Genomic DNA, 13014 nt, shown 5'->3' on the forward strand with positions numbered 1-13014 from the left:
CGCCAAAGCCGCCTATGCGATGGTGAAGTGGCAGTGCGGGGCAGTTTTTTGTCTGTGAAGCGGCAAGCTGACGGTGTTCCAAAAACCGCTGATGCTCGACGCCCCTAAGACCTGGGGGCCACGTAGCAAGCAGCGGAAATAGCGGTTTGCGTTTCAGCAAGTGTCACGCTCGCACCTCACTTCGCAATCGCGAGCGTTCTCACGCTTGCGGTTGGGATTTGAAGAGCGCGACGATGTCTTCGAGGATCAGGTACAGACAGGGGATCAGGACCAGGACGATCGCCGTCGAGAAGAGGATGCCAAAGCCGAGCGAGATCGCCATCGGGACGATGTATTGAGCTTGCAGTGATTTCTCGAAGATCAATGGCAACAGGCCGCCGAAGGTGGTCAGAGTGGTCAAGAGGATCGGCCGGAAGCGACGCAGGCCCGCTTGCGAGATCGCTTCGAACGCGGTGCAGTCCTGCTTGCGGCGGCGGTTGGCGTAGTCGACCATGATCAGCGAATCGTTGATCACGACGCCCGACAGCGCGATCACCCCCATCAGGCTGACGAGCGAGATGTCGTAGCCTAACCAAATGTGTCCCAGGACCGCGCCGACGATTCCGAACGGAATCGCAACGAGTACGATCAGCGGTTGGACGTAGTCGCGGAACGCAATCGCCAACAGCGAATAGATCACGGCCAGGGCGAGGCCAAAGTAGCCCCACAGAGTCGATGTCGCGCGACGCATCTCGGCATCGCTCCCTTCGAAACTCCACGTGATGCCCGGGTAATCGCGGCGCAGTTCGGGAAGGGCTTCGGATTGGATCGCGGTGATCACTTGGGTGATCGCACGCTTTGGTTCGACGTCCATGCTAACACTGATCGCGCGGCGGCCATCGCGTCGATTGATGCGTGAAAAGGAAACATCCTTCTTCAGCTCGGCAACATCCAGCAGCGGCACCTCGGCGCCGCTGGGAGTGCGGATCACAAGGTCTTCCAGATGGTGAAGGTCTTCGCGTTGCTCTTCCGGCAATTTGACTCGCACCTCCACCTCGTTGGTACCTCGCAGCAACCGCAGGGCCAGCGAACCGAAGAATGCACCGCGTAGCTGTTCCCCCAGCGATTCATCGGTCAGCCCCAGAGCTCGCCCTTCGGGACGCAGGTGGAAGTCGTATTGGGCTTTGCCGCGGTTGTAGTTGTGGTTGACATCGCGAACGTACGAATACTGTTCGACTCGGCTCACAAACGCTTCGGAAGCTTTCTCGAGCACCTCGATATCGGTGTGACTGAGCGCGATACTGATGTCCCGTCGATGGCCGCCGGGGCCGCGTTCGGCTTCGAAGGTGACCTGGTCGACCCCCGGCAGATCGCCGATCGAATCACGCCACAATTCGATGACTTCGTTGGCGGTCATGTCGCGTTGGTCGGGAGGCAACATCACGATTTCAACGTCGATAAAGTCTTGGCCGCGAACGTTCGTTTTGATTCCTTCGGCCACTTCATACAAATTGTGTTCTTCGAACATTCGCAAGCTGGCTTCGGTGACCACGCGTGCGATCTCGGCCGATTGATCCTGCGTCGTTCCCACCGGCATCCGCACTCCCGCTTCGATCTCGTCGGCGGAGACCTCAGGCATCAGGATCATTCCCATGTGCGCACTCGTTGCGTAGCCGCCGACCAACACAAACAAAGCCACCGCGATGCAAGCGGTGACGTAGCGGAAACGCAGGCACAGTCGCAGCACCGGCCCGTAAAGGATCTCGACCACGCGGTTGAAGTTGCGACCAAAGGCTTGTTGCCCGCGATGCAGGAACTGCGTCAACCATATTTTGCGTCGCACCTTGGGCGTGTGGGCCAAGTGAGCGGGGAGGATGAAAAGCGATTCGACAAGCGACAGTGCCAGGACGATGATGACCACCACCGGCAACGGGCTCCAAAACTTTCCAGTCTCGCCGGGAATGAACATCAGTGGCACAAACGCGACGATGTTGGTCAAGATGCTGAAGACCACCGGCGCGGCGACTTCTCGTGTTCCGTGAATCGCGGCGCGTTCGAGACTGCGGGACGTCTGCCGTTCTTCGTAGACGTTTTCGCCGACGACCACCGCGTCATCGACGACGATGCCCAGCACCACCAAAAATCCAAACAGCGAGATCATGTTGATGCTGATGCCGGCCAGAGGCAGGAACAGCAGGCCGCCGATAAACGAGACGACCATCCCCATCATGACCCAGAACGCCAATCGGAACTCCAGGAACAATGCCAGGATCACCAGCACGATGACCACCGCCTGCATCGCGTTTTCGGTCACCAGTTCCAAGCGACGACGAAACTCTTCCGCATTGTTGCGGTCGATCCGCCACTGCACGCCCGGCGGCAGCACGCTTTCGAATTCGTTCATGGTCGTTTCGACCACGTTGGCGATGTCGATGGGTGACTGCGAGCCGACGCGGAAAATGTCGAGTTCCACCGAGGGCGTTTGGCTGAACTGCGAGTGGAAGCCCACCTCTTCGAAGCCATCGCGAATCACCGCCAGATCGCCCAGCGTGACCGAAGGGCCGGAGCGGCCGGAGACGATTTCGATGTTGGCGAATTCGTCGGCCCATTGCTTGCGAGCTTTCACGCGCAACAGGATTTCCCCGGCGCCGGTTTGAACCGAACCGGCGGCCACATCCTGGCTGGACGTGCGGATGATCTCGGCCACTTCGGGCAGGGTGAGTCCGTATTCGCGAAGCTGTTGGCGAGGGATTTCGATGTGCGTCACATATTGCGGGACGCGTCGCAGTTCGACTTGCGTAATTTCTTCGGTCGACAGCAGTGTGTCGCGCAGCTGTTCGGCGAGTTTGCGGAGTGCCCAGACGTCGATCGCTCCGTAGATCGACACCTGCATGACTTCGCGTTGGTCGGTTTGAAGTCGGACCTCGGGTTGTTCGATCTGGTCGGGGAAGGTGCGGATCCGGCTGACCGCTTGGTCGATATCCTGGAACGCCTTCATCCGGTTCTGCCCGGCGACCAGTTCGATCAAGACCGTGCCGCGCCCCTCGCGGGCTTCGCTGTCGATCCGTTGGATCCCATCGACGCCGCGGACCGCCCCTTCGATGGGACGCAAGATTCCCTGCTCGACTTCCGCCGGCGACGCGCCGGGGTACCCGACTTCGATCTCCACGATATCCAGCTGCGATGGCGGGAAGACTTCTTTTTGCATCGAAATCGCCGACCAGATGCCACCTCCCAACAGGATGAACATCAGCAGATTGGCGGCGATCGAATTGCGAGCCATCCACGCGATCGGACCGCTCGTTTCCGAGGTCTCCGCAACGATCGCTTGGTCGTCGTTCGATTCGATCTCGTCGGCAGGCTGGCTCACTCGCTCGCCTCCGCGGACTCGTTGTCGTCGGATTCGGTGGCGGTTTCGGATTCTACGTCGACAGTTTCTGCGTCTTCCGCTTTTGCGGGCGCGTCGACTTTTCGAAGCTTCACGCCGTTGGCGACCGTCGCGAGCGTCGTGGTCACAACTTCATCTCCGTCTTCCAAACCGCTGCTGATGTAGGCATATTCGGGATCGCGGAACTCGATCACCGTATCGCGGATCTCCAGTTCCCCCTCCTTCATCACCCAGACCGTATCGCCATCGTGCACATATTCACGGTGCAGACGTACAACATCGTCGATCTCTTTGCCAGCAATTTCTACTTTCAGCAGCGAATCGAGAATCAACGGCGGCACATCGGACTCCAGCCCCAATGGATCTTCGACAACGACCAAGACACGGGCCAGCCGAGTTTCTTCGTCCAGCGAACCGATCATCCGCTCGACGCGCCCCACGCGCTGCACCTCGTGTCCCCAAGCATCGGGATTGTGCAAAGTGGCTTCGGAACCGTGTCGTTCATCGGATGAGAACCGCACCCAACGCAGATTTCGAATCGGGACCGCTGCCATCACCCAATACTGATCGATACCAACCAGCTGTCCCAGTTCATCCCCCGGTTCCACCTGGGAACCAACGTTGACGGATCGGTCGAGAATCTGAGCGTCGAAGGGGGCGAAGATCTCGGTGCGATCCAAATCCAAGATAGCGCGTTCGACAGCCGCCTTGGCGGCGCTCAACCTCGATAGCAGCGACGCCGATTGGGGTTCTCGCAACACAAGGGCGGCGTTGACCTTGCCAATCGAATCTCCCAAGAGGTCTAGCTCTTGCTTGGCCAGTTTCTTGCGTCCGGACTCGATTTCCCAATCCGCTTCCACCTGTTCCAATTCACTTTTGCGAATCGAAACGGTGTTCTCAAAGTCGGCCGGATCGATCTGCATCAGCAGGTCGCCTTTGCGAACCATGCCTCCGGGAGCGAAGGAGGGGGCAAGTTCAAGCACTTGGCCGCGAATTCGAGGACTGAGTACGATGTCTTGAGCCGGACGTACGGTTCCTAAAACCACCAGGTTGGGCGAATAGGTGGCACGCTCCACAACGATCGTTTCCACCAGCGCCGCCGACTTGCGTTTGGCGTTGATCTGCTTTGCTTCGGGTTCGGTCTGGTAAATCCACCACACCCCTGCCGCAGAGCCCGCGAGGATCGCGAGGCACAGAAACATATTGGCAAGGAGACTGATCCAGCTACGGCGTGGTCTGGAATGGCCAGCGTCACTCATTTAAATCGAATTCTTTGGCGGGCTTCACCGTGCCACTTCCGGCTGCTGGCGAAGGCAATTCTGTTGGGGCGGGAGATACGTCAACTGGCATCCCGGCAGGAGGGGGCAACAATTCGCCCGCGTCGCTATCTCTCTCTGAGGTTAATTGCGGGGCGTCCAAGAGCAACCCATTGTTTTCAATCGGACGCGTGTCGAAGGCGCCCGCCAGAGCCAAATACAAACCGATTCGGATCTGGATAAGATCCAATCTGGCAGACAGGATCGAACGTTGCAAGCTTTGACGCGACTGAACCGTGCTGAGAACGTCCAAGTAACTGGTATTACCGGTAATAAAGTACTGCAGCAGCTGTTGAGAGGCGAGTTCCGCACTCTTGAACTGAGCTTCCAGCAATTGGATTCGCTCGATTTGCCGACGCTCCAACGCCAATGCATCTTCCACTTCCTGCAGCGCGATCAGGGTCGTTTGACGATATTCGCTGAACCGCTGCCACACGACAGCCCGCGTTCTGGCGACTTCGGCACGTCGTTGTCCGCCATCGATGATCGGACCGATCAACTGCCCGCCGAGCGAAAGGAACCAATCTCTGAATAGCGTTTCGGGATTTTGGGCCGAATTGACAATCGAAGCTCCCAGGTTCAGCCGCGGGTATTGATCGCTGACGGCAGCTGCCACATCTCGGTCGGCTGCGGCCAGGGCAAAGTAGGCGGCGCGGACATCGGGTCGGCGATTCAGCAGGTCGGCTGGCAATCCGGCGAATGGCATCGGAGGAAGTTCGGGCAATGTGTCGCCGGGTTCGTACCGGGCGATTTGTGGAGGTTGTCCAGTGAGCACGGCCAGTTGGTGTTCGAGCACTTCGATACCCGCCCGCACGACAACCATCTGCTCCAACGTCGCTTGCACCAACTGCTGCTGACGCAACACATTGGGGCCCCCTTCGCCGACTTCCGCATACCGCAACTCGACCGCCTTCAGCCCCTCCCGGTTTGTCTCAACCTGTTCATCCAGAAGTTTCAGCTGAGCGTAGGACTCGATCAGCGAGTACCAAGTGCGAGCGACTTCCGCAGAGAGCGATAGGGCAACGGCTTGATAGTCCGACCGAGTTGCTGAGGTTCGGAAACGTTCGGCGTCGACACGCGAACGAATCTGTCCCCACAAATCGACTTGGTAACTCGCATCCAGGCCCCAGGTCATCTGAGAACTATCGCGCCCCGGCCCAAAGGTACGCGAAGACTCGGAGAATCCATTCACGTCCCAACACCAATCCGACGCTGCGATCCGCGTCACCGCTTGAGCGGCTCGCAGGCGGCTGAGTGCGACGGCGAGATCAAAGTTCTGGCCCAGGGCCAAATTGACTTCGCGGTCCAAGCCGTCATCATCGAACGTCGTCCACCAACGCTCCGGTGCAATCGTTTCGCCACTCTCGGACATCGGCGGCAGCGAACTGGCCGCAAAAGTAGGCATCGGCCCTTTGCTAGCGCAGCCAGCCAGCACCGCGAGCGTCAGCATCAGCAGCAAATGCATCACCACTGTCGCAAACGAAGTAGCGCTCCCACGGCGATAGTCCGCGGCGTCGGCAGCCTTCACTGCGCAATTCGACCGATAGTTGGGACGCCGGTGGTCTGCTATGGGATTCGCCATGGAATGCTAGCTAAATTGATTCAATCGCGACGTTCCCTACGATCGGACGCCGTCTAGTTGTTAGCTCGACCTTCCACGCACCTCACTTGCCTGTTTTCCCAGAAGCCCTCAGTTGCCCACGGGTTTGCCTAAATTGCCAGAAGTCGCATTTTCCAACATCTTGAGCATCTCTCCGGCCAAACCGTAGCGGAAGTCGTCAAGACTTCCGGTCCCACTCAACGCACTCCTCCGAAACGCGTGCCGAGTTCCGCGATGCGATGTTTGTGCAACGCAGCCCGACCGGAGCCCTTCGTTTAACCGTGGTGCCCAACGGGCCGCGCGTTGGAACCGTGCGACGCGCGGCCCGTTGGGCACCACGGTTCAACGAAACGGTGGCTACCTTCCACGGTTCGTCAGAGATTGGATCGCATCGACGTGCAGCGACGTTTTCGAGCGGATTGTGGACAGATCGGCGCCCCAGTTCGGGGGCGGCAATCGATTGCGTTTCCGGTTCCGGTGGTATTCGCTCCGCTCAAACCACCGCCTACCTTCTAAGATCCCAGCGGGAACAGATCTCATTGACGCGGCATGCCAACCGTTTGGGAAACACCGATCCCGAAGGGATCCAAGATGGTAGCCGGAGGTCGTCGCGCAGCGGCGCACCTCCCGAATGCGAGTACCCGTCGCGAGGATCAAGTCCCGAAGGGATTACAGATGGCGCTGGCTCCTGTCGGGGCCGCAGAACGTTTTTCATTCCACGGTGGCACCTAAGTTTCGTAGACGGGATTCGCGAAGTCAATTTGATCGGATTGACGGAAGGTCGAAAGAGCTTTTTCAAATCCTTCAATTCGATTGTACGCCAGTTCCATTCCTGTCGACTTGTCCGACGTTCACCTGGTTTCTTCGGCTAGGTTCCTTCCTTCGATAACCTAATTATCCAACGTCACGCGTCGCGTCGACACGAGAACCGGTTTGATTGGCATGCTAAAGCGGTGGCAATACAGACACCTGTGGAGATGCTTTGATTAGCTACTCGCGGGCGTCCTACTCGGCCTTCGCCGTTTAACGACGCGTCGAAAAAAAACGCGCCTCTTCACGGTTCGTTTACTGTTCCGTTCCGCGAGCGATCGCAATGGTCGTCGATTTCGCCGTTCTTCCACACAGCTTGTGTTCGCCGCGATGTCAACACCGATGCTTGACTTCATTAAGGTTCCGTTGCGCATCGATCCGCCTGACCTACTCTCGAAACATTGTTCTGCTCGCTTGAGGCATTGGGGCGTTCTTGTTGTGACCAAACTATTGCACCTCCATTCCCAAAATATAATAATTGCCAAATTCTGCCGACTATTGCTGACGATCTCGGCGTGGACGATTTGAAAGTCGTCCACACTGCAAGAATTATTGAACAGATTGGAATGAAGTGAAGGCCGGTAACCATGCCGTGTCGCATATCTTGTTACCGTGTACTTGCGAGTCAAAGAACCTTTCGCTCTATCCGGTGCGCTAGTACGGTATCCTTTTGAAAAACAAGCATCCAATGCGTGAGGCGGCCATGAAATCGTTCCTTGACACGACACCACCGAACTATCGTGTCCTGTTCATTGTGTTTTCGATCTGTACGGTATTGGGAACCGCATCACTGATTGTTTCTGAGCTGTTCATGCCTGCGAATCCTGGTGGCGATCGTGGACGGTTTGCGATGTACCGCTATGTGGGCGCCGCTACTTTTTGTTGGCTGTCTCTATCGCTATGGTCATGGCACAAGATGCAACGTCCGAGAATGGAGAAATAGTTCGAACGCGCACTGCCGTGTAGCGAATGGGATTCCGCCCCGAGCAGTTCTGCGAAAAATGATGGCGTTTGAGCGTGCGAACTTCTATTGTGAGTCTTCCGTCGCGGGCGGGTCGTCTTCACGCCGCGCTGACTCGCGGAACTCTTTGGTGGTCACTCCGACTTTCTTGTGGAAGTGATCCATGAAATACGCGGGACTACTGAAGCCGCATCGGTAGGAGATCGTAGTTGCGGAGAGCGATGTTTCGATCAGCAGTTCTCGAGCGCGCGCCAGCCGGACGCGCACGATTTCGGATTTGAGCGACCGTCCTAGCAAGTCGCGGAACCGACGCTCCAGCACACGCCTGCCCACGGCGACTTCCTGCACGACATCGTTGACGTCGATTGCATCGCAAGCATGCAGGCGAATGTATTTCACCGCATCGGCAACCTCCGGATCCTCCACCGCCAGCATGTCAGTCGATTGCCTTTCGACAACGCGTCGTGGCGAGACGTTGAACTTCGCTGGAACGTTTTGCCCCTGCATCATTCGACTTAGCAGATCGGCGGCTTGGTAGCCGACGCGGATCGGATTGACGTCCACGCTGGTGAGCCGTTGGTCGCTTAATTCGCACAGCAATTCATCGTTGCCAACGCCGATCACGGCGACACGTTCGGGAACCGGAATATCCGCGGTAGCGCAGGCATCGAGCGTCTCTCGACCCCGGATGTCGTTGCAAGCGAAGATCCCGATGGGCTTTGGCAAACTGCGAACCCAATCGACCAACTGCTTTTGTTCTTTTGCCCAAGACGGACCGTACTGACCGCCGCCGCGTGGCTGAAAAATGTTGACGTCGTACCCCGCCTCTTCGGCCAGCGATTGAAACGCATCACAACGCTCGTCGAGACGCGGGCGATGGCCGCGTCGCATACCGCAGATGCCGATGTTTTTCAGGCCCAAACCAGCCAGATGCCCAAACGCCAATTCGGCGATTCGCAGGCAATCGGTCTTCACCACTGGGAATCCTGTGTTGTGTATATCGCCAAGGACGTCGACGCAGGGGGCCGCCGACCGTTTCAGCACCGCTGCCGTTCGTAGGCTGGTTACATGCGCAATGATTCCATCGCCTTGCCAGGAAGCCATCCAGGCGGGTGTCGGTTCTTCCAATCCGCGGGGGCGGAACAGAATCGACCAGCGGTCATGCGCTTGAACATGTTGCCAGATTCCCTTCAGCACGCCTCGGCCGTAGGCCCGCGACGTTTCGACAAACAAGGCAACGCGTGGTGTCGGTTGCATAGCGGGTAGCACCTCGGGAGGACGCAGCGTGAGAAAGGGACGAAGCATCTCGAATTGCCCGAAATACTCGCATCTAAACTAACGGGAGAGGACGGGGCTGGTAAACAGACGTTGACGCAAAAACGAATAAGTTGTTCGCAAAACTGAATTGAACCTGCGCGCAGCGGGCGTCTAGGATATGGACGTGCGCTGAACCACGATGCCGCAACACCGTTGTGCGTTCCTCCTTTATCCATTCGATCCCGTTTAAAATTTCTGAGGACTATCGCGATGCTCCACCAAACCTGTTTCCCGAATCAAAGACTGCGTCGCAGGGGGATTCGTCCCGTGACGTCGATCCGCACGATGGGCTTTACATTGGTTGAGTTGTTGGTTGTGATTGCGATCATCGGGATTTTGGTTGGCCTGCTGCTGCCTGCGGTTCAAGCAGCGCGCGAAGCAGCCCGACGGATGCAATGCACAAACAATCTCAAGCAACTCGGCCTGGCGGTTCATAACTATGCCGATACGTTCAAGGTGATTCCCCCGCTGGAAGTCTGGCAAAACGGCAGAACGACGAACTGGGGAGCAAACGTTTTGTTGATGCCATTTATCGAGCAATCGGCATTGCACGAAGCGTTGAATCCTCAAGGGGATGCGATTCCCAACGTGAGTGTCCAGCCTTTGCTGGCCACACGGATCGATGGGTTTATCTGTCCATCGGACCCAGGCCCCGATCTGAATTTCGCGTTCAACGATTATGGCAAAGCAAACTACTTGCCAAGCCAGGGTGTTTTTTGGGTGCCTTATAACGACAGCGGTTATACCCAAGCGTGCCGCTTGGCCAACATCACCGATGGACTTTCCAATACGCTTTTGTACGGCGAGCGGTTTCTAGGAGAGCAGCCGTTTCGTAGCGTGGGAGGCATTTGGGCAGGACGCAGCAAGACCGGGGGCAACGTCCAGGCCCATGGTCGCGCCGCTTGGCCGCCGAATGCTCCCTATGCCGGTGATCTCGATGACATCTCGGGCGCGTCGGATCCGCTGAATACGCGGAGCGCCTATACCAGCTTGCATCCTGGTGGCGTTAACATCACTCGTTGTGACGGCTCGGTCCGATTTATCAGCGAAAACGTTGACAGCCTCACCAGTTACCCGTCGAGTTCTTCCACAAACTTCTTCCGCCTGGCCGCCCAAGCCGTCTCGCAACCGTCGGATGCCAATCGTGTCTGGCAAAACTTGTTCATTCCCAACGACGGCAATCCTGTCGGCGACTACTAAGAAGAATTGGAGCATTGTTATGAAGCGTTTTCATTCAGTCGGCTTACGGGTCGCGATGGCGTTGATGGTTTTGGGAACTCTGGGGTGCGGATCCAAGAGCGGCGTCGAGCGGCACGATCTTTCGGGCACCGTCACCTTTGAAGGTGCTCCCGTGCCAGTGGGGATGGTTTCATTCGAACCGATCGAAAAGGGAGTCGGAGGCGGGTTCGCTCCGATCCGAAACGGTCTGTTCGATACGGCTGATGGAGGCCGAGGGGCGCTCAGCGGGCCGACTTCCGTTCGGATCACGGGCTTTGACGGGATCAAAGATCCGAGTAACCCCGATGCGACGCCGAAGGCATTGGTTGAAGCCTACGAAACGACGCTCGACTTGGCTGACGATCAAGATGAAATCGAGTTTGCGTTGCCGCTGGAAGGCGCTCAACCGAATTAGTTCGGAGCGATTTTCCCAAAGGTCTGAAAAGACAATTACCTCTTTAACAACGGAGGCATGGCGACCATGCTGAATCGACGAAATCTCATCAAAGCGGCGGCAGGTTGGGGCGGAGCGTGTGCCCTGCCAGGCATTTCGGCGAACAGCTGGGCGAAATCGTATGGCGAAGATCGTCCTTTGCTGCGCCCGGTTTTCGACCAGGTGATTTGTCCCGAGACGGCGGAGCATCCGCGAAACGACCATCAAACGATCCTGCCCTTGGATTCGGATCGGCTGATGTTGGTCTGGTCCGAATACTACTTGAATGCGGCGCAGCCATCGCAGCGGGGTGGAAATGCAAGGATCGGGGACGAAGTCTCGTGTCAGATCTCGAGCATGATTTCGTCGGATCGCGGCCGCACGTGGGGCGACCGACGCGTGCTGCAACCGAATGAATGGAAACACAACGTCAAGCAATCCAATCTGGTTCGGCTTTCCGAGAACGAACTTTTGATGTTCTATGTCGGCTGGGATTCGGCGACCGATCGCAACGTCTTTCGGCGGCGGTCGTTCGACAATGGCCAAACATGGGACGCGCAAGTGCAAATCTCACAGCCAGGCTGGTACTGTAACAACGCCGACCGAGCGATTCGCTTGAGCACAGGGCGGATCCTTTTGCCGGCGCATGGTCCGTACGATCCTCGTTATATCGGCGGCACGCGTTACAAAGGAGGCGACTTGCATTCGTTTTTCTATTATTCGGATGACGGCTTTCAAACGTGGAAGACCAGCAAAAACAGCATGACGGCCCAAGGGCGTGGGTGCCATGAACCGACCCTCGTCGAGCTGAAAGATGGTAGCCTGTATTGCCTGATGCGGAATACGAACAAGACGCAATATGCGAGCCGTTCGACCGATGGCGGCGAAACGTGGTCGACCCCCGAGCCGACGGTGCTGATCTCTCCCGAGTCCCCCGCGCTCTTGAAGCGAATTCCCAGCACCGGCGATTTGATGGTGATCTGGAACAACGTCAGTTCGAGTTCCAATTGGCCGAGAAATCCGCTCAGCGTCGCCATTTCTGACGATGAAGCGAAAACTTGGAAGCATGTTCAAGACATCGACAATCGCGCCAATTACGAGGTCGCTTATCCTTCGGCAACTTTCGTCGATGATGAAGTGTTGATCGCCTATTACTCGCGTCCCACCAAGGGAAGAGTCGGCTCCGAGGTAACGCTGCGAATCTATAAAACCGACCAGCTCTACACGTAGAACGCGTAGCCCGACCTGGAACATCGATCGATTGCGTAGCGGAAGTCTTCAAGACTTTCGATCCACGGCTAGTCTTCCCCCTCACGGAACTCTCGACGAGATCCGCTACGAAGGCTATACAACAATCGAATCGATACCGGAACTGCTGGCAAGTCAAAGAGCCTGTTCTAAACAGCTCTAAACCGCTTCAATGCGGCGAGTCGAACTGAACCCGCGTCTTGTTTAGGTAGATTCGCTCCATCGCGGAAGAGGCCAACTCAAACGCCACCAAGATGGACGTGCCGACTCCGACCGATAATGGATACCAATGAATGGGGCCCTCCAGAATCTGAGGGATCAGTCCAACGGCGATAGCTGGTGGGATATGGAGTCGAATCAGTTTAAGTGACACGATCCCAAGGAAGACGGTGAGCGCAGTTGAAATGACGCCTGGCCCAAACAAGGCGACGGAAAGCATCCCAATTGTTGCCGCCGCGAGACATGTGGTTGGCAATTTTCAGGGGATGCGAACAGGAAACTCCCTTTCCCTGCCGTGTATCGGGGATCTGAATGGGGGCGGTACTGCCCTGCCAGAGAGTTTGCGCCAAGGCCAATCCCTCCTTTCGGAATGTCTCCGGCAATAAGTGCTACGGAGCCAAGGCTGCTGCGGGGGAGTTTGGGCTGAAACACGCAATATTGCCACCGCGGCGTCGCTTGTTGGACCCGTTGGTGGGGCCCCAGAAGGTGGAGCTTCGGAGAAAGGTTTCGCAAGAAAATTCATCG

8 protein-coding genes are annotated in these 13014 nt (G+C 57.2%); 3 read left to right on the top strand and 5 right to left on the bottom strand.

The features are described 5' to 3' along the window. Positions 1-199 precede the first annotated feature (199 nt). From Poly24_RS11290 to Poly24_RS11305, 4 genes are all read right to left on the bottom strand, one after another. On the bottom strand, positions 200-3262 hold the full coding sequence (locus tag Poly24_RS11290) for an efflux RND transporter permease subunit (protein WP_145102804.1): 3063 nt from the start codon (positions 3260-3262) through the stop codon (positions 200-202). Between the two features lie 83 nt (positions 3263-3345). After that, on the bottom strand, positions 3346-4626 hold the full coding sequence (locus Poly24_RS11295; RefSeq protein WP_145094787.1) for an efflux RND transporter periplasmic adaptor subunit: 1281 nt from the start codon (positions 4624-4626) through the stop codon (positions 3346-3348). Continuing rightward, the gene (locus Poly24_RS11300) at positions 4619-6211 is read right to left on the bottom strand and encodes a TolC family protein (RefSeq protein ID WP_197452499.1); all 1593 of its coding nucleotides are present in this window, start codon (positions 6209-6211) and stop codon (positions 4619-4621) included. Before Poly24_RS11300 ends, Poly24_RS11295 begins: the two co-directional genes overlap by 8 nt. A gap of 1909 nt (positions 6212-8120) precedes the next feature. After that, entirely contained in the window at positions 8121-9359 is a 1239-nt protein-coding gene (locus Poly24_RS11305; protein WP_145094793.1) for a XylR family transcriptional regulator, read from the bottom strand. A gap of 222 nt (positions 9360-9581) precedes the next feature. Here Poly24_RS11305 and Poly24_RS11310 point away from each other — a divergent pair, with 222 nt between their 5' ends. The 3 genes from Poly24_RS11310 to Poly24_RS11320 all read left to right on the top strand — a co-directional run bounded on the left by Poly24_RS11310 (position 9582) and on the right by Poly24_RS11320 (position 12252). After that, a complete protein-coding gene (locus Poly24_RS11310) occupies positions 9582-10571 on the top strand; it encodes a DUF1559 domain-containing protein (protein WP_145094796.1) in 990 nt (329 codons plus the stop codon). 19 nt (positions 10572-10590) lie between these two features. Beyond that, on the top strand, positions 10591-11004 hold the full coding sequence (locus Poly24_RS11315; RefSeq protein ID WP_145094799.1) for a hypothetical protein: 414 nt from the start codon (positions 10591-10593) through the stop codon (positions 11002-11004). 66 nt (positions 11005-11070) lie between these two features. Further along, positions 11071-12252: a sialidase family protein gene (locus Poly24_RS11320; RefSeq protein WP_197452500.1), complete on the top strand. Its 1182-nt coding sequence runs from the start codon at positions 11071-11073 to the stop codon at positions 12250-12252. 187 nt (positions 12253-12439) lie between these two features. Here Poly24_RS11320 and Poly24_RS27855 read toward each other — a convergent pair whose 3' ends face one another. Next, on the bottom strand, positions 12440-12745 hold the full coding sequence (locus Poly24_RS27855; protein WP_391556908.1) for an HPP family protein: 306 nt from the start codon (positions 12743-12745) through the stop codon (positions 12440-12442). Positions 12746-13014: the final 269 nt, after the last annotated feature.

The sequence above is a fragment of the Rosistilla carotiformis genome (assembly GCF_007753095.1).
GTDB lineage: Bacteria > Planctomycetota > Planctomycetia > Pirellulales > Pirellulaceae > Rosistilla > Rosistilla carotiformis.